The sequence below is a fragment of the Pseudomonas sp. MF6394 genome (genome assembly GCF_002018845.1).
Classification (GTDB): domain Bacteria; phylum Pseudomonadota; class Gammaproteobacteria; order Pseudomonadales; family Pseudomonadaceae; genus Aquipseudomonas; species Aquipseudomonas lactis.
Map to the genome: position 1 here is coordinate 78,069 of NZ_MVOJ01000010.1, position 25,601 is coordinate 103,669.

General features: G+C 64.1%; 11 protein-coding genes. 6 read left to right on the forward strand and 5 right to left on the reverse strand.

The genetic code is table 11. The annotated features are described in order from the left end of the window. Positions 1-44 precede the first annotated feature (44 nt). A complete protein-coding gene (locus MF6394_RS12810; protein ID WP_078466791.1) occupies positions 45-12,941 on the forward strand; it encodes a non-ribosomal peptide synthetase in 12,897 nt (4,298 codons plus the stop codon). Positions 12,942-13,050: 109 nt separating this feature from the next. On the opposite strand, the gene dsbG is transcribed toward MF6394_RS12810, so the two are convergent. From dsbG to dsbD, 3 genes are read right to left on the reverse strand one after another with little or no spacing between them, the layout of a single operon-like run. Then, a complete protein-coding gene (dsbG, locus tag MF6394_RS12815) occupies positions 13,051-13,812 on the reverse strand; it encodes a thiol:disulfide interchange protein DsbG (protein WP_044274929.1) in 762 nt (253 codons plus the stop codon). Next, complete coding sequence (locus tag MF6394_RS12820) at positions 13,788-14,633, reverse strand: TlpA disulfide reductase family protein (RefSeq protein WP_069558587.1); 846 nt, start codon at positions 14,631-14,633, stop codon at positions 13,788-13,790. Before MF6394_RS12820 ends, dsbG begins: the two co-directional genes overlap by 25 nt. Beyond that, complete coding sequence (gene dsbD / locus MF6394_RS12825) at positions 14,633-16,360, reverse strand: protein-disulfide reductase DsbD (protein ID WP_047711483.1); 1,728 nt, start codon at positions 16,358-16,360, stop codon at positions 14,633-14,635. Before dsbD ends, MF6394_RS12820 begins: the two co-directional genes overlap by 1 nt. A 175-nt stretch (positions 16,361-16,535) precedes the next feature. On the opposite strand from dsbD, the gene MF6394_RS12830 reads away from it, so the two are divergent. The 5 genes from MF6394_RS12830 (at position 16,536) to MF6394_RS12855 (ending at position 21,817) form a co-directional block, all read left to right on the forward strand. Beyond that, positions 16,536-17,216 (forward strand): response regulator, encoded by a 681-nt coding sequence (locus MF6394_RS12830; protein ID WP_032895992.1) that lies wholly within the window; start codon positions 16,536-16,538, stop codon positions 17,214-17,216. After that, positions 17,216-18,535 carry an ATP-binding protein gene (locus tag MF6394_RS12835; RefSeq protein WP_078466792.1) on the forward strand — a complete coding sequence of 440 codons (1,320 nt, stop codon included), beginning with the start codon at positions 17,216-17,218 and terminating at the stop codon, positions 18,533-18,535. Before MF6394_RS12830 ends, MF6394_RS12835 begins: the two co-directional genes overlap by 1 nt. A 122-nt stretch (positions 18,536-18,657) precedes the next feature. After that, positions 18,658-19,425 carry an N-acetylmuramoyl-L-alanine amidase gene (locus tag MF6394_RS12840; protein WP_044274926.1) on the forward strand — a complete coding sequence of 256 codons (768 nt, stop codon included), beginning with the start codon at positions 18,658-18,660 and terminating at the stop codon, positions 19,423-19,425. 684 nt (positions 19,426-20,109) lie between these two features. Continuing rightward, positions 20,110-21,510 carry an aspartate aminotransferase family protein gene (locus MF6394_RS12850; protein ID WP_078466793.1) on the forward strand — a complete coding sequence of 467 codons (1,401 nt, stop codon included), beginning with the start codon at positions 20,110-20,112 and terminating at the stop codon, positions 21,508-21,510. Between the two features lie 82 nt (positions 21,511-21,592). Further along, the gene (locus MF6394_RS12855) at positions 21,593-21,817 is read left to right on the forward strand and encodes an MbtH family protein (RefSeq protein ID WP_003192847.1); all 225 of its coding nucleotides are present in this window, start codon (positions 21,593-21,595) and stop codon (positions 21,815-21,817) included. Positions 21,818-22,046: 229 nt separating this feature from the next. Here the strand turns inward: MF6394_RS12855 and MF6394_RS12860 are convergent, their stop codons facing one another. Both MF6394_RS12860 and MF6394_RS12865 read right to left on the reverse strand, forming a co-directional pair. Continuing rightward, positions 22,047-23,393, reverse strand: coding sequence for an amidohydrolase (locus MF6394_RS12860; protein ID WP_078466794.1), 1,347 nt, complete (start codon positions 23,391-23,393; stop codon positions 22,047-22,049). Between the two features lie 16 nt (positions 23,394-23,409). Continuing rightward, a complete protein-coding gene (locus tag MF6394_RS12865; protein ID WP_047711481.1) occupies positions 23,410-25,575 on the reverse strand; it encodes a mechanosensitive ion channel family protein in 2,166 nt (721 codons plus the stop codon). Positions 25,576-25,601 lie beyond the last annotated feature (26 nt).

Sequence of the window (25,601 nt, forward strand, 5' to 3'; positions counted from 1 at the left end):
CCGTTTCCCGAATTTCCCGTAAGCCGATTTCAGGCAGGAACCCCATGATGGACGCCTTCGAACTCCCCCGCACCCTGGTCCAGTCCCTTCAACAGCGTGCTGCGCAGGCGCCGGACCAGGTGGCGTTGCGCTTCCTCGCCGAGAGCGCCGAGCACAGCGTGGTGCTCAGTTATCGCGACCTTGACCAGCGTGCCCGTACCATCGCCGCCGCCTTGCAAGCCAACGCTGGCCTGGGCGAGCGTGCGGTGTTGCTGTTCCCGAGTGGCCCGGACTATGTGGCGGCGTTCTTTGGTTGCCTGTACGCCGGGGTGATCGCGGTGCCGGCGTATCCGCCCGAATCCACGCGCCGTCATCACCAGGAGCGTCTGCTGTCGATCATCAGCGATGCCGAGCCGCGGCTGCTGTTGACCATTGCCAGCCTCAGCGAAGGCCTGGCGCAGATTGAAAATGCGCCCACGGTGTTGAGCGTCGACACCTTGGAGACGCAGCAGGCCGACCAATGGGTTGAGCCCGACCTCAAGGCCGACGACATCGCCTTCCTGCAATACACCTCCGGCTCCACCGCGTTGCCCAAGGGCGTGCAAGTCAGTCACGGCAACCTGGTAGCCAACGAACTGCTGATTCGTCGCGGCTTCGGGATCGACCTCAACCCTGACGACGTGATCGTCAGCTGGTTGCCGCTGTACCACGACATGGGCCTGATCGGCGGCCTGCTGCAACCGATCTTCAGCGGCGTGCCCTGCGTGTTGATGTCGCCGGCCTATTTCCTCGGCCGGCCCTTGCGCTGGCTGGAGGCGATCAGCGAATACGGCGGCACCATCAGCGGTGGCCCGGATTTCGCCTACCGTCTGTGCAGCGAACGGGTCAGTGAGTCGGCCCTGGAGCGCCTCGACTTGAGCCGCTGGCGCGTGGCTTATTCGGGCTCCGAACCGGTCCGCCTCGACACCCTGGAACGCTTCGCGGAAAAATTCGCCGCCTGTGGCTTCACCCCGAATAATTTCTTCGCGTCTTACGGCCTCGCCGAAGCCACCCTGTTTGTCGCCGGCGGCAGCCGTGGCCGTGGCATTCCCGCCCTGCGCGTGGACGAGCAGGCGCTGGCCGCCAACCGTGCCGAACCGGGACAGGGCCCTGCGATCATGAGTTGCGGCACTAGCCAGCCGGACCACGCCGTGCTGATCGCCGACCCGCACACCCTCACCGAGCTGCCCGACCAGTGCGTCGGCGAACTCTGGGCCGCCGGCCCGAGCATCGCCCACGGCTACTGGCGCAACCCCGAAGCCAGCGCCAAGACCTTCGTCCAGCACGCCGGCCGCACCTGGTTGCGCACCGGTGACCTGGGCTTTATCCGCGACGGCGAGGTGTACATCACCGGGCGCCTGAAAGACCTGCTGATCGTGCGCGGCCATAACCTCTACCCCCAGGACATCGAACAGACCATCGAGCGCGAAGTGGAAGTGGTGCGCAAGGGCCGGGTTGCCGCTTTTGCGGTCAATGACCAGGGCCTGGAAGGCATCGGCATCGCGGCGGAAATCAGCCGCAGCGTGCAGAAAATCCTGCCGCCCGAAGCGCTGATCAAAGCGATCCGCCAAGCCGTGGCCGAGGCCTGCCAGCAAGCCCCGAGCGTGGTGGTGCTGCTCAACCCCGGCGCGTTGCCAAAAACCTCCAGCGGCAACGTGCAGCGTGCGGCCTGTGCGCTTCGGCATGCCGATGGCAGCCTCGACAGCTACGCGCAGTTCCCTGGGCAGCAGGGGCCGGCGAGCGAAGTGGCGCTGGAATCGGACCTGCAACAACAGATCGCGGCGATCTGGTGCGAACAACTGCAACTGGCCCAGGTGGCGGGCGACGATCACTTTTTCTTGCTGGGCGGCAACTCCATCACCGCGACCCAAGTGGTCGCCCGCCTGCGCGAAACGCTCGGGCTGGAGTTGAACCTGCGCCTGCTGTTCGAAGCGCCGACCCTCGCGGCCTTTGCTGCGGCTGTGGCGGCACTGCAACAGGACGGCGGCGTGGCCCAAGGCGCAATCCACGCGCTGTCGCGTCAAGAAGACCTGCCCCAATCCCTGGCACAGAACAGACTGTGGATCACCTGGCAATTGGACCCTCACAGCAGCGCCTATACCATTCCCGGCGCCTTGCAGCTGCGCGGCGAGCTGGATGAAGACGCGCTGCGCCACAGCTTCCAGCAACTGATCCAGCGCCACGAAGCCCTGCGCACGCGCTTCTACGAACGCGACGGCCAGGCGTTCCAGCGTGTCGAGGCGTCGGCGGATTTCGAACTGCCGATCATCGACCTCAGCGACTTGCCCCACGCCGAGCGCGAAGCCCGTGCGCAACAGGTGCGCGAAGAGCAGGCGCGCAGCCCGTTCGACCTGGAAAAAGGCCCATTGCTGCGGGTGACCCTGGTGCGCCTGGACGATGAAGAGCACCAATTGCTGGTGACCTTGCACCACATCATTGCCGACGGTTGGTCGCTGAATATCCTGATCGACGAGTTCTCGCGCCTTTACGCCGCTGCCGCCCAAGGCCAACCCCTGGAGCTGCCGCCGTTGGCCTTGCAATACGCCGACTACGGCAGCTGGCAGCGCCAATGGCTGGCCGAAGGCGAGGGCCAACGACAGCTGGCGTACTGGAAAGCGCAGTTGGGTGACGAGCATCCGGCCCTGAACCTGGCCACCGATCACCCGCGTGCCGCCCAGCATCGGCACAGCGCCGCGCGCCATAGCGTGCGCCTGGATGCGCGCCTCAGTGCGGCGATACGCCAGACCGCCCAGGCCCATGACTCGACGCCGTTCATGCTGCTGCTGGCGACGTTCCAGACCTTGCTCTATCGCTACAGTGGCCAGCGCGATATCCGTATCGGCGTGCCCAATGCCAACCGTCCGCGCCAGGAAACCCAGGGCCTGATCGGCTTCTTTATCAACACCTTGGTGCTGCGCGCCGAGCTGGACGGGCGCCTGCCGTTCAATCAGCTGTTGGCCGCCACTCGCGAGACCACATTGGCTGCCCAGGCCCATCAGGACCTGCCCTTTGAGCAACTGCTGGAAGCCTTCCCCCAGGCCCGCGAACAGGGCCTGTTCCAGGTCATGTTCAACCACCAGCAACGGGACCTCAGTGCCCTGCGCCGCCTGCCGGGCCTGCTGGCCGATGAGTTGCCCTGGCACAGCCGCGAAGCCAAGTTCGACCTGCAACTGCACAGCGAAGAAGATCGCAATGGGCGCTTGAGCCTGTCGTTCGACTACGCTGACGAGCTGTTCGAACCTGCGACCATCCAGCGCCTGGCCGAGCACTTCATCCATCTACTTCACGCTGTGTGTGCGCAACCGCAACACGCCATCGGCGACCTGCCGTTGATGCAGACCGACGAACAGCAGGCCTGGAGCGAAGCCCCTTGCGCGCCGGCCCGGCACTGGCTGCCCGAGCTGCTCAGCCAACAGACGTCGGACGCCACCGCGCTGGTCTGGCAAGACGGCAGCCTGACCTTCGCCCAACTGCACACCCAGGCCAACCGCCTGGCCCATTACCTGCGCGACAAAGGCGTGGGCCCAGACGTGTGCGTGGCCATCGCCGCCGAGCGTTCGCCGCAACTGCTGATCGGCCTGCTCGCCATCATCAAGGCCGGTGGCGCCTACGTGCCGCTGGACCCGGATTACCCCGCCGAGCGCCTGGCCTACATGCTCAAGGACAGCGGCGTGCAACTGCTGCTCACCCAGACCGCCTTGCTGCCCCAACTGCCCAGCGCCGAAGGCGTGTGCGTGATCGCCATGGACAGCCTGCACCTCGACAGCTGGCCGACCCAGGCGCCCGGCTTGCACCTGCACGGCGATAACCTCGCCTACGTGATCTACACCTCCGGTTCCACCGGCCAACCCAAAGGCGTGGGCAACACCCACGGCGCCCTGGCCGAGCGTTTGCAGTGGATGCAGGCCACCTATCAACTGAACGACACCGATGTGCTGATGCAAAAGGCGCCGATCAGTTTCGACGTGTCGGTGTGGGAATGCTTCTGGCCATTGATTACCGGCTGCCGCCTGGTATTGGCCGGGCCGGGCGAACATCGCGACCCGCACCGTATCGCGCAGCTTGTGCAGGAACATGGGGTGACCACGCTGCACTTCGTGCCGCCGCTGTTGCAGCTGTTTATCGACGAGCCGCTGGTGGCCGAATGCACCAGCCTGCGTCGCCTGTTCTCCGGTGGCGAAGCCTTGCCTGCCGAATTGCGTAACCGCGTATTGGCACGCTTGCCAGCGGTGCAATTGCACAACCGCTATGGCCCGACCGAGACCGCGATCAACGTCACCCATTGGCAGTGCGCTGCCTCGGATGGCGAGCGCTCGCCGATTGGCCGGCCATTGGGCAATGTCATCTGTCGCGTGCTGGACGAGCAGCTCAACCCGCTGCCGGCCGGTGTGCCGGGCGAATTGTGCATCGGCGGCATCGGCCTGGCGCGGGGTTACCTGGGCCGTGCCGGGCTGACGGCCGAGCGTTTTGTCGCCGACCCGTTGGGCGCGGCGGGCACTCGGTTGTATCGCACCGGTGACCGTGCGCGCTGGAACGCCGATGGCGTGCTCGAATACCTCGGGCGCCTCGATCAGCAGGTCAAACTGCGGGGTTTCCGGGTGGAGCCGGAAGAAATCGAAGCGCGCCTGCTGGCCCTCGCAGGCATCGCCCAAGCCGTGGTGCTGGTGCGTGATGCCCAGTTGATCGGCTACTACACCGCCGACGCCGAACTGGATGAGCAAACGGTCAAAATCGCCCTGGCGGCCGAGTTGCCGGAGTACATGGTGCCCGCGCTGCTGATGCGCCTGGACGCCATGCCCCTGAGCCCCAGCGGCAAGCTCGACCGGCGTGCCTTGCCAGAGCCAGTATGGCAAACCCGCGAACACGTCGAACCGCACACCCCCTTGCAACTGCAAATCGCCGCGATCTGGCGCGAGGTGCTGGGCCTGCCACGCATCAGCCTGCGCGATGACTTTTTCGCACTGGGCGGGCACTCGTTGCTGGCCACGCAAATCATCTCTCGCACCCGCCAGGCTTGTGACGTCGAACTGCCGCTGCGCACCCTGTTCGAAGCCAGCGAGCTGGGCGATTTTGCCGAGCAGGTCGGGCTGATCCAGGCGGCGGGCCAGCGCAACCAACAGACTGCCATCGCCAAAGTCGACCGCAGCCAGCCGGTCCCCTTGTCCTATTCCCAGCAGCGCATGTGGTTCCTCTGGCAGATGGAACCGGACAGCCCGGCCTACAACGTCGGCGGCATGGCGCGCCTGCGCGGTGTACTGGATGTGGGGCGTTTCGAGGCCGCCTTGCAGGCCTTGATCATGCGTCACGAAACCCTGCGCACCACCTTCCCCAGTGTCGATGGTGTGGCCTGTCAGAAGGTCTCGGCGCAGACCACTGTGCGCATGGGCTGGCAGGATTTCTCCGCGCTGAATGAGCCGCAGCGCCAGCAGCGTTTGCAGCAACTGGCCGATGTCGAGGCGCACACGCCGTTCAACCTGGAAACCGGGCCACTGTTGCGCGCCTGCCTGGTCAAGGCCGGCGAGCAAGAGCATTACCTGGTGCTGACCCTGCACCATATCGTCACCGAAGGCTGGGCCATGGACATCTTTGCCCGTGAACTCAGCGCCCTGTATGAAGCCTTTATCGACGAGCGCGACTCGCCGCTGCCAGCGTTGCCGGTGCAGTACCTCGACTACAGCGTGTGGCAACGCCAGTGGATGGAAGCCGGTGAGCGCCAGCGCCAGCTGGACTACTGGACCGCCCAACTGGGCAACGAACACCCATTGCTGGAACTGCCCGGCGACCGTCCACGGCCACCGGTGCAAAGCCACCGGGGCGAGCTGTACCGCTTTGACTTGAGCGATGAGCTGGCCGCCCGTGTGCGTGCCTTCAACGCGCAGCACGGCCTCACGCTGTTCATGACCATGACCGCGACCCTGGCGGTGTTGCTCTACCGCTACAGCGGCCAGACCGACCTGCGCATCGGCGCGCCCGTGGCCAACCGTATCCGTCCGGAAAGCGAAGGCTTGATTGGCGCGTTCCTCAATACCCAGGTGCTGCGTTGCCAGCTCACTGGGCAGATGCAGGTCAGCGAGTTGTTCGAGCAGGTGCGTCACACCGTGATCGAGGGTCAGTCCCATCAGGACCTGCCGTTCGACCACCTGGTGGAAGCTCTGCAACCACCGCGCAGCGCGGCGTACAACCCGTTGTTCCAGGTGATGTGCAACGTGCAGCGCTGGGAATTCCAGCAAAGCCGCCAACTGGCCGGCATGACCGTGGAGTACCTGGCCAACGATGCGCGAGCGACCAAGTTCGACCTCAACCTGGAAGTCACCGACCTCGACCATCGCCTGGGTTGCTGCCTGACCTACAGCACCGACCTGTTCGACGAGCCGCGCATTGCACGCATGGCCGCGCATTGGTGCAACCTGCTCGAAGCGCTGATCGCCTATCCCGGCCAGCGCCTCAGCGAATTGCCGTTGCTGAGCGCGGATGAGCAACGCGCCTTGCAAGACAGCCTGGGGGCGGAGAAGGGCGCGCATCGCCTCGACCAGTGCATCCATCAACTGTTCAGCCAGCAGGCGAGCCAGCGGCCGGATGCCCCGGCGCTGACCTTTGCCGGTGTGACCCTCAGTTATGCGCAACTGGATGAGCGCGCCAACCGCCTGGCCTGGATGCTGCGCGAGCGTGGCGTGGGCCCGCAGGTGCGCGTGGGTTTGGCACTGCCGCGTTCGCTGGAAATGGTCATCGGTTTGCTGGCGATCCTCAAGGCCGGCGGCGCCTACGTGCCGCTGGACCCGGAATACCCGCTGGACCGCTTGCATTACATGATCGAAGACAGTGGCATCGGCCTGCTGCTCAGTGATGCGGCCCTGTTCGAAGCCCTGGGTGAATTGCCGGCGACGGTGGCGTGCTGGTGCCTGGAGGATGACTCGCCGGTGCTGGCCAATTACCCCGCCGAGGCGCTGCCGTTCGTGAGTCTGGCGCAACACCAGGCGTACCTCATCTACACCTCGGGCTCCACGGGCAAGCCCAAAGGCGTGGTGGTGTCCCACGGTGAGATCGCCATGCATTGCCAAGCGGTGATCGAGCGCTTTGACATGCGCCCGGATGACTGCGAGCTGCACTTTTATTCGATCAACTTTGACGCCGCCACCGAGCGTTTGCTGGTGCCGCTGCTGTGCGGGGCGCGGGTGGTATTGCGCGCCCAGGGCCAGTGGGATGCCGAAGAGATCTGCGCGCTGATCCGTAACCATCGCATCAATGTGCTCGGTTTCACCCCCAGCTACGGCAGCCAGTTGGCGCAGTGGCTGGCGACCCAACAACAGACGCTGCCGGTGCGTATGTGCATCACCGGTGGCGAAGCCTTGACCGGCGAACACCTGCAACGCATCCGTGCGGCGTTCACGCCCCAGCTGTTCTTCAACGCTTACGGCCCCACCGAAACCGTGGTGATGCCCCTGGCCAGCCTGGCGCCGGAGCGGTTGGAGGAGGGCGCCGGCAGTGTGCCGATTGGCAGCATCGTCGGTGAGCGCGTGGCCTACATTCTCGACGCCGACCTGGCGCTGGTGCCCCAGGGCGCCAGCGGTGAGCTGTACATCGGTGGCGCCGGCCTGGCCCAGGGTTATCACCAGCGGCCGGGGATGACGGCCGAGCGTTTTGTCGCAGACCCGTTTGCTGGAAAGGGCGGGCGCCTGTACCGCACCGGCGACCTGGTACGCCAACGCGCCGATGGCCTGGTGGAGTACCTGGGGCGCATCGACCATCAGGTGAAGATCCGCGGTTTTCGCATCGAACTGGGCGAAATCGAAACACGCTTGCTCGAACACGAGGCCGTGCGCGAAGCGGTGGTGCTGGCCCTGGATGCACCGAGCGGCAAACAGCTGGTGGCGTACCTGGTCAGCGATGCCGAGCACGTCGCCTTGCGCGACGCGTTGAGGGCACACCTCAAGGCGCAATTGCCGGACTACATGGTGCCCGCGCATCTGATCGTGCTTGCGAGCATGCCGCTGACCGCCAACGGCAAGCTCGACCGCCGCGCCTTGCCGGAGCCGGACCCAGAGGCCAATCGCCAAGCCTACGTGGCGCCCCGCAGCGAGCTGGAACATAACCTGGCCGCCATCTGGTGCGCGGTGCTGAACGTGGAGCAAGTCGGCCTCGACGATAACTTCTTTGAGCTGGGCGGCGACTCGATCCTGTCGATCCAGGTGGTCAGCCGTGCGCGCCAGGCCGGGATTCATTTCAGCCCCCGTGACCTGTTCCAGCACCAGACGGTACAGAGCCTGGCTGCCGTGGCGACCCGCTCGGAGCGAGTCATCGCCGAGCAGGGGCTGCTGACCGGCCCCTCTGGCCTCACGCCGATTCAGCACTGGTTCTTCGACACCGACATCCCGGCGCGCCAGCATTGGAACCAGGCATTGGTGCTCAAGCCGCTGCAACTGCTCGACCCCCATCGCTTGGAACAAGCGCTGCTGGCGGTGCTGGAACACCACGACGCGCTGCGCTTGAGCTTTACCCCGCGCGATGCGCAATGGCATGCCGAACACCTGGGCGTGCCGGAAGGCGGCGTGCTGCTGCAGGCGCAGGTGCGCGACATGCAGGCATGCACCGCGTTGTTCACCGACACCCAGCGCAGCCTCGACCTGGCACAGGGCCCGCTGTTGCGCGCCTTGCTGGTGGATGGGCCGCAAGGCCAGCAACGCTTGCTGATCGCCATCCATCACCTGGTGGTGGACGGCGTGTCGTGGCGCGTCCTGCTGGAAGACCTGCAAAACGTTTATCGCCAACTCAGCGCAGGCCAGTCTGTCAGCCTGCCGGCCAAAACCAGCGCGCTGCGCGATTGGGCAGCGCGCTTGCAAGCCTATGCCCACAGTGAATCCCTGCGCGAAGAGCTGAGCCTGTGGCAAGCGCAATTGGCTGGCCCGGCCGTGGCCTTGCCGGTTCAGCGCCCCCAAGGCACATTGCGAAACTGCGATGCCGAAACGGTCAGCGTACGCCTGGATGCCGAGCGCACCCGGCAGTTGCTGCAACAGGCGCCGAGTGCCTATCGCACCCAGGTCAACGACCTGTTGCTCACCGCCCTGGCCCGCGTGCTATGCCGCTGGAGCGGGCAGGCCTCGGCATTGATCCAGCTGGAAGGCCATGGCCGCGAAACCTTGTTCGATGACATCGACCTGACCCGCAGCGTGGGCTGGTTCACCAGTGCCTATCCATTGCGCCTGACACCCCAAGCCGAGCAGGGCGACTCGATCAAGGCGATCAAGGAACAACTGCGTGGCGTGCCCCATAAAGGCTTGGGTTATGGCGTGCTGCGTTACCTGGCCGATGACCTGTGCAAGCAGAGCATGGCCGCGTTGCCGAGCGCGCAGATCACCTTCAACTACCTGGGCCAGTTCGACCAGAGCTTTGGCACTGAGGCGCTGTTCCATCCACTGGAGGAATCCGCCGGCCTGGCCCATGACCCGGATGCGCCGTTGCCCAATGAACTGAGCATCGACAGCCAGGTCTACGGCGGCGAGCTGGTGTTGCGCTGGACCTTCAGCCGCGAGCGTCATGATCAACAGGTGATTCGCGATCTGGCCGAGGCTTACCTGGCCGAATTGCACAGCCTGATCGCCCATTGCCTGCAGGACGATGCCGGCGGCCTCACGCCGTCCGACTTCCCCCTGGCGCACCTGACCCAGGTGCAACTGGACGCCTTGCCGGTCCCGGCCAGCGCCATCGAAGACGTCTACCCGCTGACCCCGATGCAGGAGGGCCTGCTGCTGCACACCTTGCTGGAGCCTGGCACCGGTCTGTATTACATGCAGGACCGCTACCGCATCAACAGCGCCCTGGACCCGGAGCGTTTTGCCCAGGCCTGGCAAGCGGTGATCGCCCGCCACGAAGCCTTGCGCGCCTCGTTCTGCTGGAACGTCGGCGAAGACATGCTGCAAGTGATCCACAAGCCCGGCAGCACGCCGATTGAATACCTGGACTGGAGCGCCGATCCGCAGGATGAGCAGGAACCGCGCCTGCAAGCCTTGCTCAAGGCCGAGCGCGAGGCCGGTTTTGACTTGCTCAACCAGGCGCCTTTCCACTTGCGCCTGATTCGCGTGGGCGAGGCGCGCTACTGGTTCATGATGAGCAACCACCACATCCTGATCGATGCCTGGTGCCGTTCGCTGCTGATGAATGACTTCTTCGATATCTACACAGCCCTGGGCGAAGGCCGCGATGCGCAACTGGCGACGCCGCCGCGCTACCGCGACTACATTGCCTGGCTGCAACGCCAGAACCTCAACGAAGCGCGCCAGTGGTGGCAGCAAAACTTGCAAGGCTTCGAGCGCGCCACGCCGATCCCGAGCGACCGCCCGTTCCTGCGCGAACACGCCGGTGGCAGCGGCGGCATGGTGGTGGGCGACTGCTACACCCGCCTGGATGCCCGCGACGGTGCGCAACTGCGTGAACTGGCCCAGGCGCATCAACTCACCGTCAACACTTTCGCCCAGGCCGCGTGGGCCTTGGTGCTGCGGCGTTTAAGTGGCGATCGCGACGTGCTGTTCGGCGTCACCGTGGCCGGGCGCCCTGTGGACATGCCTGAGATGCAACGCACCGTCGGCCTGTTTATCAACAGCATCGCGTTGCGGGTAAAACTGCCCGAGGACGGCCAGACGTGCAGCGTGCGCCAGTGGTTGAGCGCTTTGCTCGACAGCAATATGCAACTGCGCGAGTACGAATACCTGCCACTGGTGACGATTCAGGAACACAGCGAATTGCCCAAGGGCCAGCCGCTGTTCGACAGCCTCTTTGTGTTTGAGAACGCGCCGGTGGAAGTCTCGGTGCTGGACCGTGCGCAAAACCTCAATGCCACCTCGGATTCTGGCCGCACCCACACCAACTTCCCGCTGACGGCGGTGTGTTATCCGGGGGATGACCTCGGTTTGCACCTGTCCTACGACCAGCGTTATTTCGACGAAAGCACCGTGCAAGGCATGCTCGCTGAGTTCAAACGCCTGTTGCTGGCGCTGGTGCAGGGCTTCCATGGCGACATGGCCGAGCTGCCATTGATTGGCGAGCAGGAGCGTGAATTCCTGGTGCTGGGCTGTAATCAGAGTGAGCAGGCCTACCCACTGGAGACGAGCTACATCGAGCTGTTCGAGGCCCAGGTGGCAGAGCATCCGCAGCGTATCGCCGCCAGTTGCCTGGACCAGCAATGGAGCTACGACCAATTGAACCGTCGCAGTAACGGCCTGGGCCACGCCTTGATTGCGGCTGGTGTGGGCCTGGACCAACCGGTGGCGTTGCTGGCTGAACGTGGGTTGGACTTGCTCGGCATGATCATCGGCAGCTTCAAGGCTGGCGCCGGTTACCTGCCGCTGGATCCGGGCCTGCCGGGCTCGCGCCTGAGTCGCATCATCGACTTGAGCCGCACACCCTTGCTGGTATGCACCGAGGCGTGTCGCGAACAGGCCATCGAGTTGCTCGAAGGGGTCGATTGCCAGTTGCTGGTGTGGGAGGAAATCCCTGCCCGTGGCGAAAACCCGGGTATCTACAGCGCCCCGGACAACCTTGCCTACGTGATCTACACCTCGGGTTCTACCGGCTTGCCCAAGGGCGTGATGGTCGAACAGCGTGGCATGCTCAATAACCAGTTGAGCAAGGTACCGTACCTGAGCTTGAGCGATGCCGATGTGATCGCCCAGACCGCGTCGCAAAGCTTCGATATTTCCGTCTGGCAGTTCCTCGCCGCGCCGCTGTTTGGTGCGCGGGTGGACATCGTGCCGCCTGCCATTGCCCATGATCCGCAAGGGCTTTTGGCCCACGTTCAAACACAGGGCATCACCGTGCTGGAGAGTGTGCCATCGCTGATCCAGGGCATGCTGGCCCAGGAGCGTATCAGCCTCGACGGCCTGCGCTGGATGTTGCCGACTGGGGAGGCCATGCCGCCGGAGTTGGCTCATCAGTGGCTGCTGCGTTACCCGCAGATCGGCTTGGTGAATGCCTACGGCCCGGCGGAATGCTCCGATGATGTGGCGTTCTTCCGCGTCGATCTGGCCTCCACCCGTGGTACTTACCTGCCGATTGGTACGCCGACCGACAACAACCGCTTGTACCTGCTCGATGGTGCCTTGGAGTTGGTGCCTCAAGGCGCGGTCGGCGAGTTGTGCGTCGCTGGCATCGGCGTCGGTCGCGGCTATGTCAGCGATCCGCTGCGCACCGCCCAGGTGTTTGTGCCCAACCCCTTCGGCGCGCCTGGCGAGCGGCTCTACCGTACCGGCGACCTGGCGCGGCGCCGCAGCGATGGCGTGCTGGAATATGTCGGGCGTATCGACCACCAGGTGAAGATTCGCGGCTACCGCATCGAACTGGGTGAAATCGAAGCGCGCCTGCACGAACAACCGCACGTGCGTGACGCGGCGGTGGGTGTGCAAGAGGGGGCCAATGGCAAATATCTGGTCGGCTACCTGGTAGCCGCCGACGCCACGCTGGAACCGAGTAAACACCTGGAGCGCATCAAGCAACGCCTGCGTGCCGAACTGCCGGAATACATGGTGCCGTTGCATTGGCTATGGCTTGAACGCCTGCCCCTCAACGCCAACGGCAAACTCGACCGCAAGGCCCTGCCGGCCCTGGAAATCGGCCAGTTGCATAATCAGGACTATGTGGCGCCTCGCAGTGAACTGGAAACCACCTTGGCGGCTATCTGGGCCGAGGTGTTGAAGGTCGAACGGGTCGGGGTGCAGGACAACTTCTTCGAACTGGGCGGGCACTCGCTGCTGGCTACGCAGATTGCTTCGCGGGTGCAGAAAGTGTTGCAGCGCGATGTGCCGCTGCGGGCGATGTTCGAGTGCAGCACGGTTGCGGAGTTGGCCGCGTATATCGACGGGTTGGCGGGCAATGAGATCGGTGCTGAGAAGGTGGAGCGGTTGAGTGATTTGATGGCGGAGTTGGAGGGGCTTTAATCTTCGTTGTCTGTTAGGGCCTCTTCGCGAGCAAGCCCGCTCCCACATTTGGAATGCATTCCAAGTGTGGGAGCGGGCTTGCTCGCGAAGGCGTCAGATAAAGCGCCGCTTATTTTGGCCCAAGAATCTTCACCAACTTATCCGGCGACGGCGCCCCTTGCTGCTGTTGCAACCCGCCCTTGTCATCCAGATAGAAAATCGCCGGCGTCGCCGACAGCTCCAGTTCATCCATCAGCTTCATATTCGCATCAAGCTTGGCCTCGACCTCGGCCGGGATCTTTTCCAGCGCCTTGAGCTTGCTGCCCTTGCCGGCGGCTTCGTGTTCTTGCAGGGCTTTTTGCGGGTCTTTGGCGGCGAGCAGGGCGGCGGATTTGCCGGGGCTGTCTTCGCGAATGATGCCGACCATGATGTGGCGCAACTGCACCTTGCCGGCCTTGACCCACGGGCGGGCCTGTTCCCAGAACATGTTGCAGTACGGGCAGTTGGGGTCGCTGAACAGGTAGACGGTGCGCGGGGCGTTTTTATCGCCGTCCTGGATCCAGCTGCTGTTTTCCATCTTGGCCCAGACTTCCTTGGCCATCGGCGCATACACCAGTTTTTCCAGGGGCGCGGTGCTAAGGTCATTGCCCTGGGCGTCGTACAGGTTGCCGGCGATGACGTTTTTGCCGTCGGCGGTCAAGTACAGGGCCATGCCACGGTTCTGGTACTGGGCGGCGTAGCCGGTGAGGCCGCTGGGGGCATCGAATTTGCCGATGATCTTGGCGCCCTTGGCTTCGATCTGTTTGATCGGGGCCGGCAGGTCTTCGGCCTGGGCCAGCGCAGCGGCTAGCGTCAAAGGCAGCAGGGTCAGCAGGTGGCGGAGGCGAGGCATGTCGGTTTCCTTATCGTGGTGTTGTCGAAGGGTTCCATGGCGCGGGCCAGGCTGGCTTCGGAGAGTTCGCCCAGGTGGCTGTTGATCAGGCGCCCATCGGCTTGGTAGAACAGCGTAGTCGGCAGCGCCATGGAACCCACGGCCTGGCCAAGGCGGCCGCTGGCGTCGAACAGCACGTTGTCCAGGTTCAGGCCCTGGGTGGCCAGGTAGGTGCTGACGCTTTGCATGCTTTCGGCCTGGTTGACGAACAGGAAGGTCACGTCGGGGCGCATGCGCTGGGCGTTTTCCAGCACCGGCATTTCGCGTCGGCACGGCGGGCACCAGGTGGCCCACAGGTTGATCACCAGCGGGCCGCCCTGATAATCCGCCAGTTGCACCACTTCGCCATTGGCATTGCGCAGGGTGATGTCCGGCAGGCGCGTGCCTTTTTCATACAGGCTCAGGGACAGGCTGGTCATGCCCCAGAACAACAGGCCGGTGATCACCCCGGCGCTGAGGGGCTTGCGCAGGGCTGGGCGACGCCAGCCGTACGCCAGCGTGCCAAGGATCAGCGCGATGATCCCGGGCCAGGCGAGAAAGCCGCCGTCACGCAGGTCGACCATCTCCACCCAGTCGTTGCTGTAATAACTCCAGTACATCAGCACAAAGCTGACCCGGGCGGCGAGCAGGCCCAGCAGGAACAGGCTGAACAGCACCGACTCCGGGTTTTCGCCGCCGCGCTTGGCCACGCGCCAGCCCACCAGGGTGGCGAGAATCAGCGCGCTGATCAGCAGCAGGTGATTCAGGGCGATGGCGAAGGTGCCGATGGTGAGGGTCAGCATCAGCGAGCGTCCCGCGTCTGGGTCCAGCGTTGCAGGAACGCGGCGGCATCTACTTCGCCGGTGATGCGTTGGGCGCGGCGTTCTTCACCGTCCGGGCCGATCCACACGAAGCTCGGTGGCCCTGGCACTTTGTAGCGGCCCAGCAGCTCGCGGCTGGCGGCGTTGTCAGCGGTGACGTCCAGGCGTAACAGGCGCACGTCTTTGAGCGCGTCCATCACCTCGGGTTTGCCGAACACCTGTTTCTCCATGATCTTGCACGACACGCACCAGTCGGCGTAATAGTCCAACAGCACCCACTGGCCCTGGGCCTTGGCGCTGTCGAGTTGGCTTTGCAATACAGCCGGGTCGCTGACCGTGGTGAAGGCATCGTGAGCGCTGGGTGCAGCGGCGAGCCGCGAGCCGCTGTAGACCTTCAACGGTTGCCACAGCTCATCGCTGCCACCGGCCGCACCCACCACCAGCACCGCGCCCCACAGGCCCAGCACCAGGGAACCGGCGCCGAATACCTTGGCCGCCAGGCCGGACTCACGGGCCAGTGCCCAGCCACAGTACGCCATCACCAGCGCCAAGGCGCCCCACAGGCCGATCCACAGGCTGTCGCCGACCACCGGGCGAATCATCAGCACCGCAGTGCCCAGGAACAGGAAGCCGAAGACGCCCTTGAGCACGTTCATCCAGGTGCCCGGCTTGGGCAGGAAGCGATTGCCCACGGTCACCAGCAGCAACAGCGGAATGCCGATACCGATGCCCATGGCAAACAGGATCAGGCCACCGTGCAGCGCGTTGCCGCTCTGGGCGATGTACAGCAGGGCGCCAGCCAGGGGCGCGGTCATGCACGGGCCCACCAGTAGGCCGGACAACGCGCCGAGCACACCGGCACCCACCAGGCTGCCACCGCTTTGCTGGCGGCTGACGTTATCGAGGCGGTCGCGCAGGAAGGCGGGCAGTTGCAGTTCAAAGAAGCCGAACATCGGCAGGGCGAGCAGCACGAACAACGCCGCAAAGCTGCCGAGGATCCACGGCGTTTGCAAAAGCGCGGCGAGGTTGGCGCCGAGCAACGCGGCCATCACCCCCAGGGCGGCATACACCAGCGCCATGCACACCACGTAGCTGCCGGCCAGGGCAAAGCCACGGCGCGGGCTGGCGCCACTGCCCACCACCAGGCCGGCGAGGATCGGCAGCATCGGCAACGAGCAAGGCGCAAACGCCAACAGCAGGCCCAGGCCGAAGAACACCAGCAGGCTCCACCCCAGGCTGCGCTGCTGCAGGCCGCTGGCCAGGCTTTGATCCTGGGCCTGTGCGGTGGCGGCGACGGCCGGGTTGCCGCCCAGGTCCACGGTGATCGACTGCGGCGGATAGCACAGGCCCGCATCGGCGCAGCCCTGCCAGCCGAGCTTGACCTGGCCGGTGGTGCCGGCGGGGATCTTCACTTCCAGGCCCTGGCGATACACTTGCTGCTCGCCAAAGAACTCGTCGCTATGGGCTTCACCCTCGGGCAGCACAGGCTTTTCGGCCAGGCCGTCGAACTTCATGCGCTGCTGGTACAGGTAGTAACCGTCGGCAATCTGCCAGAACAGCTGGGTTTCGCCGCTTTCAAGACGTTCGGAGGTAAAGGCGAAGGCTTTGCCCACCGGGAGGAAGTCGGGTTTGGTTTCGAAGGGGCTGCCCGGCGCTGCCTGGGCGAATCCCGCGAACAACACCAGCAGAAAGGTAAACAGATGCCGCATGGTCAAGCCTTAGTTCGATGCAAGTGAGGCACACAATGTGTGGCGTTGATTAACCGATGATTAACCGCCGCTATTCTAGAGTGTAGGGATTATCCGGTGTTGCGAACTTTAACGGCATAATGCGCGCTTAATCCGTGGCTTTTCTAATCGCGCCATCATTCATGAAGGGTTAACCATGCACGTACTGGTCTGTGAAGACGACGAACTGATCGCCAGTGGCATTGTGGCCGGCCTGACCGCCCAGGGCTTTACCGTGGAACGCGTGGCCACGGCCTCGGCTGCGCGGGCGATGCTCAAGGCCGCCGCCTTCGACATCATGGTGCTCGACCTTGGCTTGCCCGACGAAGACGGCCTCAAGCTGCTGCAACAACAGCGCAGCCAGGGGTTGGAGATTCCGGTGCTGATCCTCACCGCGCGGGACTCGGTGACCAACCGCGTCGATGGCCTGCAAGCTGGCGCCGACGACTACCTGCTCAAGCCCTTCGACCTGCGCGAACTCGCCGCGCGCCTGCAAACCCTGCTGCGCCGGGTGGCGGGGCGCAGCGTCAACCTGATCGAACATGGCCGCCTGGCCTACGACCCCAGCAGCCGCGAGACCTTCCTCGGCGGCCAGCCGGTGGACCTGTCCCGGCGCGAACAGGCGTTGTTGCAGGCGCTGTTGCACAACAAGGGTCGCGTACTGTCCAGCGAACAGCTCAAAGACAGCGTCTACGGCTTCAGCGACGAACTGGAAAGCAACGCGCTCAACGTGCATATTCACCACCTGCGGCGCAAGTTGGGCAATGGCATCGTCGAAACCGTCAGGGGGCTGGGCTATCGCCTGGGCACGGCTGATGGGGGAGAAAACACTCCGTGATGAGCTTGCGTCTGCGCCTGACGTTCAAGCTGGGCGCCGCTTTTGTACTGATCTGGGTGCTGGCGGCTGCCTGGATGCTCAACGATTTGCGCAACCAGATGATGTTTTCCCTCGACCAGCGCCTGGTGGCTTCGGCGCGCATGGTGGCCGGGCTCACCGAGCAGATGCCGGGCCTGGCCAGCGTCAGCGGGGGCGCGCATTTGCGCACCGAACAGTTGAATGTGCCGGGCGGCATGGCCTGCCAGGTCAGTTCCTTGCGCGGCGAGATCCTGGCGCGCAGCCATACTACGCCTGAGGAAGGGCTGGAGTCGCGCCGCAGCGGTTTTCGCGACCAGATCATCGACGGCGTGGGCTGGCGCAGTTTTACCCTGTCCCGTGGCGACTTGCTGATCACCACCGCCGACCGCCAGGTGGAGCGCGAGGCCCTGAACCTGTCGATCCTGCTGGCGGCGTCGGTGCCGGTCGGCGTGGCGTTGCTGGGCTGCCTGTGCCTGCTGTGGCTGGGCATCGGCCAGATCCTGGTGCCGCTCAACCGTATGCGTGACGCGCTGATGCGGCGCAGTGCCGATTCCCTCGAACCCTTGCAGATTCACCCGTTGCCCAGCGAACTCAAACCGTTGCTCGCCACCCAGAACCAACTGCTGCAACGCATCGCCAAGACCATCGAGCGCGAACGTCGCCTGACCGGTGACGCCGCCCATGAACTGCGCAGCCCGTTGACCGCGATCAAGACCCACCTGCAAGTCGCACGCATGACCGAGGGGGCGGCCCGCGACCAGTCCCTGGCGCACGCCGAGGAGGGCGCCGACCGCTTGCATCGCACCCTGGAGCAACTGCTGTTGCTGGCGCGGGTGGAGGGCAGCCTGTCGTTTGATGATGGCCTGCAATCGAGTGCAGAGGAAGTCGCCAGGTTGGCGATCCAGGATGCCAACGCCGGTGACAATTCACGCATCGATCTGATCCTGGCGCCGGATCTTTCCCCTGTTCCAGTGGCAATGCCCGTGGGCCTGGCCGTCGCGGCCTTGCGTAACCTGCTGGACAACGCCTTGCGCCATACCCCGGCCGATACCCGCGTGGAACTGCAGGTGTTTTCTACCCCGGATAACGTGGTGTTCCGCGTGCGTGACCATGGCCAGCAGATCTCCAGCGAAGACCTGCAATACCTCACTCAACGTTTCTGGCGCAATGGCAGCAGCGAAGGCTGTGGCTTGGGCTTGGCGATTGTCCAGGCGATCGTGCAGCGTTGCTCCTGCTCGTTGCATTTTGACAGCCAGCCCGACGGCATGCGGGTCGACCTGGGTATGCCATTGCGGCGCTGAACTGACTTTTCACGTGGCAAATAATTACCGCCCGCCTGAGGCTCAAGCCTTCAGGATGGCGGTAATTTTTTTGCGCTTGAACGGGCCGAATGAGTCGGCCTGAATTGAAAAGGACCGTTCTTATGTTGGTGATCGACACCAGTTTCCCCGCCAGGGATTTCAACGACCGCCGCGGCGAAACCGTGCAACAGGTGGTTGTGCACTACACCGCTTCGCCCTTTGCTTGCTCGCTACGCACCCTCACCCAAGATGGCGTCAGCGCCCACTATCTGCTGCCCGACCCCGATGAATCCAGCTACCGCGCTGCCGGTTATGAAGAGCTGCGCGTGTTTCGCCTGGTGGACGAGGGTCAGCGCGCCTGGCATGCAGGCGTGAGTTATTGGGCGGGGAAGGCCGACCTCAACAGCCGCTCGATGGGCATTGAAATCGTCAACCTGGCGCGCGATGACGCGGGCGTCTTTACCTTTCCTGAATATGCACCGGCGCAGGTTGATGTATTGATTGAATTGCTTCGCGACCTGCTGGAACGTTATCCGCAGGTCGGCCCTACTGACTGGCTCGGGCATTCGGACGTGGCCTACTGGCGCAAGAGCGACCCAGGGCCTCGGCTGCCGTGGCGGGTGCTGCATGAAGCCGGCATCGGGGCCTGGTTTGATGAGTCGACCCGGGCGATGTACCAGCGCCGCTTTTGTCTCGGCTTGCCGCCGGAAGTGGAAGTGGAGCGGGCGTTTCAGCGGTATGGCTACAAGCCCGCGCAGAATCGCCGGGCCTTTGAGCAGCGCACCCGAGCGTTCCAGATGCACTTTCGGCCACGGGATTATTGTGGGTTCCTGGATGCAGAGACTTGCGCGATCTTGTATGCACTGAACGAAAAGTACCGTGGGATTTGATGCCGAGCACTGTTCAAATGTGGGTCCCCATGTGGGAGAGGGCTTGCCCCCGTGACGGCCTGACAGCCGACGTCGATCTAACTGTGGGAGCTGGCTTGCCTGCGATGACGGCCTGCCAGCCGACACCTATCTCTCTGACACCCCGCAATCAAACTGTGGGAGCGGGCTTGCTCGCGAAGGCGGCCTGGCAGTCAACACAGTTGGACCGGGTACATATCCGTTATTTAGGTAACGGCCACCTAGGGTTCCGCTCTGACAGCGGCTCACTTTTGAACAGCGCAAAAGTAAGCAAAACGCTCTTGCCCCACCACTCGGCACCTCGCTTGGGCTCGGTGTGCCCGTAATCCGCCAGTGATTTGGGGGGCCGCCGCCACGCGCCATCCATGGCGCGGGGCGGCTAAACCGGCATCCCTGCCGGTTTACCCCCCAAATCACTGTCGAATTCCGGCCAGCGTGGTTTGACGGGGCGCCTAAGATCAAAAGCAGATCAAGAGCGGCTCGCTTCGCATCGTGGTTACCGGTGGCTGCGGCGAACTGCACAGTCGGTAAATATCCGACCAACCTCCTAAATCCCCATGCATCTGAAGCGTCTCCACAACAGGAAATCCGTGCGCATGCCCTTGGGCCAGACGCCAACGGATCGGCAGTTTGGTCACGATCATCAGCGTATTGAGGGATCCAGAGATGTCAGTCGCTACCAGCCGTATCGAAGACGCCCCGGTGCAGGCCGCGGAAACGCTCTATCAGTTTGACGAAAGCCCGCTGCTGGCCCGTCAGCGCCAGCAGGAATCCAACGCCCGCAGTTACCCACGGCGCATTCCCCTGGCGCTCAAGCGCGCCAAGGGCATTTATTTGGAAGACGTTGAGGGGCGCCGGTTCATCGATTGCCTGGCCGGTGCCGGCACCCTGGCGCTGGGGCATAACCACCCGGTGGTGATCCAGGCGATCCAGCAAGTGCTGAGCGACGAACTGCCCCTGCACACCCTGGACCTGACTACGCCGGTCAAGGATCAATTCGTGCAGGACCTGTTCGGTTTGCTGCCTTCGGAGCTGGCGCGGGAAGCCAAAATCCAGTTCTGCGGCCCCACCGGCACCGATGCGGTGGAAGCCGCGTTGAAGCTGGTGCGCACCGCCACCGGGCGCAGCACTGTGCTGTCGTTCCAGGGCGGCTATCACGGCATGAGCCAGGGCGCGCTGAGTCTGATGGGCAGCCTGGGGCCGAAGAAGCCCTTGGGCGCCTTGCTCGGCAATGGCGTGCAATTCCTGCCCTTCCCGTATGACTACCGTTGCCCGTTCGGCCTGGGTGGCGCTGAGGGTGTGCGGGTCAACCTGCATTATCTGGAAAACCTGCTCAACGATCCGGAAGCCGGCGTGTTGCTGCCGGCGGCGGTGATTGTCGAAGTGGTCCAGGGTGAGGGCGGTGTGATCCCGGCGGACCTCGACTGGCTGCGTGGCCTGCGCCGCATCACCGCGCAAGCGGGGGTGGCGTTGATCGTTGATGAAATCCAGAGTGGCTTTGGGCGTACCGGCAAGATGTTTGCCTTCGAACACGCTGGCATCATCCCGGATGTGGTGGTCATGTCCAAAGCCATTGGCGGCAGCCTGCCACTGGCGGTGGTGGTGTACCGCGACTGGCTCGATACCTGGCTGCCGGGTGCCCATGCCGGGACCTTCCGCGGCAATCAAATGGCGATGGCGGCGGGCTCGGCGGTGATGCGCTACCTCAAGGATCACGACCTGGCAGGCCATGCGGCGGCCATGGGCGAGCGCCTCGGTGAACACCTGCGCCTCCTGCAGCGCGACTTCCCGCACCTGGGGGATATCCGTGGGCGTGGGCTGATGCTGGGGGTGGAGCTGGTAGACCCGACGGGCACGCCTGACAGTCAGGGCCACCCACCGGTGCATCGCCAGTTGGCACCGCTGGTGCAGCGCGAATGCCTCAAGCGCGGGCTGATCCTGGAACTGGGCGGGCGCCATGGCAGTGTGGTGCGCTTTTTGCCGCCGCTGGTGATCACCGCTGGCGAAGTCGACCAGGTGGCCGAGATTTTCGGGCGCGCCTTGGCAGCGGCCGTGGCCAGCGTCTAATTTTCCAGGCCCTTGGTACGTTTCTATAGATATCAGTGCTGCGCGTGGTGCGCAGCCAGCCTTTGAGCGACGGAGAACAGCAATGACCTCAGTATTTGACCGCGACGACATCCTCTTTCAGGTAGTGGTCAACCATGAAGAACAGTATTCGATCTGGCCCGACTACAAGGCCGTGCCAGAAGGCTGGCGCACCGTGGGCAAGAGCGGCATGAAGAAAGAATGCCTGGCCTACATCGAGGAAGTGTGGACCGACATGCGCCCGTTGAGCCTGCGCCAGAAAATGGATGGCGCGGCCCTCGCCAACTGATTCACCTGGGTTAAAATGTGGGAGGGGGCTTGCCCTAATGCCGATCAGTCAAGCGAACGCAATGCTTAAAGCCGCGAAGATCAAATGTGGGAGCGGGCTTGCTCGCGAAAGCGCGATACCAGTCACTGGATGCGCTGACTGACCCACCGCATTCGCGAGCAAGCCCGCTCCCACACGGGATCTGCGTTTAACTGACAGGCATCAGGGAAGTCCGCTCCCACATCAAGCATTACAGGGGGGTGTGGGTGTAGAGGTAGTCCGTCGCCAACGACGCCAGCGTCCTCACGCCCACCACCAACGCCGACTCATCCACAAAGAACCCAGGGTTGTGATTCGGCGCCGCCTTGCTCATGTCCTGGTCCCTTGGGGGCACCCCCAGGAAGACAAACAACCCCGGCGCCTCCTTGGCATAGAACGAGAAGTCTTCGGCGCCCCCCACCAACGGGCCTTGCACCACATCATCCTGAGCCGCCCAGCGCAGGCTCGGCAGCATTTTCTCGGTCAGCGCCGGGTTGTTGATGGTGGGGTCGTACTTCTCGATGATCGTCACTTCGGCCTTGGCGCCACCGCTTTCGGCGATTTTCTCTACGGTTTGACGCACGTCTGCATGCAGCTTCTGGCGAATGCCGTAGTCGTAGGAGCGAATGGTGCCGCTCATGTCCACCGACTCGGGGATGATGTTGTAGCGGGTGCCACCGTTGATGGTGCCGATGCTCACCACCGAAGGGAATGACGAAATATCGGTGCGGCGGCTGACCACGGTCTGCAGGCCGACAATGGTTTGCGCGCCGACGGTGATCGGGTCGATACCGTCCCAGGGGCGGCCGGCGTGGGTCTGTTTGCCGAGGATTTTGATGCGCAGGTCATCGGAGCTGGCCAGGGTCGGGCCCGGGCGGTAGGCGATTTGCCCGGCAGGCACACCGGCCCACACATGCAGGCCGAACACCGCGTCAGGCTTGGGCGCTTTCATCACGCCTTCCTGCACCATCATCTTTGCGCCCCAAGTGTTCTTGCCGTCGGGGATAAAGTCGCTGGGGCCTTCTTCGGCCGGTTGGAAATAAAACACCACGGTGCCGGGCAGGCGCTCGCGCATCCCCGTAAGAATCTTCGCAGTGCTCAGCAGGATGGCGGTATGGGCGTCGTGGCCGCAGGCGTGCATCACGTCGACTTCCTTGCCCAGGTAGGTGCCCTTGGCTTTGGAGGCGAAGGGCAGGTCGGCGACTTCCTTGACCGGCAGCGCATCCATGTCGGCGCGCAGGGCCACGGTCGGGCCGGGCAGGGCGCCTTTCAAGATGGCGACGACGCCGGTGCGGGCCACCCCGGTCTTCACCTCAAGGCCGAGTTCGCGCAACTGTTTGGCGACCAGCTCGGCGGTGCGGGTTTCGGTATTGCCCAGTTCGGGGTGGGCGTGGATATCGCGGCGGGTTTCCAACAGGCTGGGTTCGAGGATTTTCGCCTGGGCGGCAATTTCCTCCCGGGCACTGTCCTGGCCGCTGCTGGCGGCAATCACGGCACTGCTTGCGACCGCGCCGAGCAACCCCAAAACCCATTGGTGTGTCAGACCGTTCATATGCATACCAACCTCTCCTTGCTTATTGTTGTGGATCTTTCTCCTGCGCGCTACCGGCGGTCAGCACCTGCACGCTCAAGCGCGGCGTTGCCAGGTCAAGCCCGGCTTCATCCAGGTGCCGCTTGAGCGACAGGTTGAACGCCCGCGACACTTCCCACTGCTTGATCGGCGCAGTCTTGAAGCGTGCGCGCAGGATCGCGCTGCCGGACTCGAAACTTTCCACGCCCTGGATCTCCAGCGGAGACCAGATATTGCGGCGTTGCAGCGGGTCGTTGCGCATGGCATGGCCGACGTCGCGCATCAGTTTGATCGCGTCGTCGATTTCCATATTGTAGGGGATCGCCACGCGAAAGATCGCGTAGCCGAACTCGCGGGAGTAGTTCTTGATGCTCTTGATTTCGCTGAACGGGATGGTGTGCACGATGCCGTCGATATCGCGCAGGCGCACGGTACGGATAGTCAGGCCTTCCACCGTGCCGAGGTGGCCGCCCACATCCACGTAGTCGTCGATGGCCAGGGAGTCTTCGATGATGATGAACAGGCCGGTGATCAAGTCTGCCACCAGCGACTGCGCACCAAAACCGATGGCGATACCGATCACACCCGCACCGGCCAGCAGGGGCGTGACGTTCATGCCCATGTTCGCCAGGGCGACGATGGCGGCGATGATGAAAATGGTCACGAACAGCACGTTGCGGATCAACGGCATCATGGTCTGCGCACGGGCGTTGGCCAAGCCTTTGCGCGAACGTGTCAGGGCGTGGTGAATCGCCGTGTCGCTGAGGATCCAGATCAGCCAGGCAAACAGCAAGGTCCCGCCAAGGCCCACCAGCTTGACGGCGATTTCATGGCCGTCGCCTTCGGCAAAGCGAATCATCGACAGGCCCCACACGCGCAACCCCAGCTCGATGAATACCAGCCACACCGCCAGGTGCACCAGGGTGTAGACGAAGCCTTTGAGGCGCTCGGAATACAGCGCGTGGCGCTTGTGCCCGCGTTGCGGCTTGAGGGCATGGCGGCGCACCAGGCCGTTGATCACCATGCACAGCACCAGTAACACCGTGCACAGCAGCGACTGGCGCAGGGCGGTGCTGGTGTCGCCGGCGGAGAGGAAGGTGGCGAACAGCGAAATGCCCACCAGCAACAGCGCCGGCAGGTACCAGAAGGTGCCGATGATCGACAGGGTATCGGTGAGCGCACGGCGATTGAGGCGGCGCGACAGCGGCTGGTTGCGGATCAGGTGCGCAATCGGCCGGCGGAATCGCAGGATAAACACCCCGGTGGACAACGCCGCCATTACATTGGCCACGGTCGCGGCAGTGTGGGCCAGGTGCTGGCCGAGGGCTGCAACCAGGCGCGGGTCGCTCAGGGCTTCACCGAAGGCGGCAAAACTGCCGATCCACCACAGCGGGCGGAACGCCTGGTGGCGCAGGATATACAGGGCGCGGTGGCGGTGCGGGCCGTCGAGCAGCGAGAAGGCAATCACGCAGATGGCCGAGAAGCAGGTGCCGACCACCAAGGCATAGGCCAGCACCATGGCCAACGATTTACCCAGGGATGAAGGCAGGGCGTAGCTCAGGTACACCGTGATCACCAGGGCGATCAGCCAGGGGCCCAGCTTGCGCAGGGCGAAGCGCAGCATGTCCCAGGTGCGCGGGTGCTGCGGCAGCTCTTCGGGCAGGCCGAAGCGCTCGCGCACCCGGTGGCTGAGCCAGATCAGCGCGGCGGCCAGCAGGCTCCAAACGGCCAGGATCACAGCAAAGCCGAAGATGATCGGCAGCCATTCGCTGGCCGGCAACATCAGCGCGGCGAGTTCATCCTTGGCCAGGTCGACTTCATTGGACCAGCGCCCCAGCGGGCTGTCGGCGCCGGAAAACTGCTGCTCAAAGCCCGACAGCGTACTGCCGATCAACCCGAGTACTCCGAGTTCGGCGGCGGGCTGGGCCTTTTGCGTGGCGGCGCGCAGCTTTTTCAGGTCGCTGAGCAACTGGGTGCGTTGCTGGTCGTTTTCCAGGGTCTTGATCACTTCGTCCAGCGACTGCCCCAGGGGCACTTCGGCCTGGGGTTGGGTCTTGCTGGAACCGCCCAGCATCCCCGGCAAGCCTACGGCTTGGGCGGACGTTAGCGGCAGCAGCGTGAGCAGGGCGATCAGCAGGTAGCAGGGCAGGGCAAACAGACGGGAGAACACGAGGCGGTCAACCTTGAAAACGACGA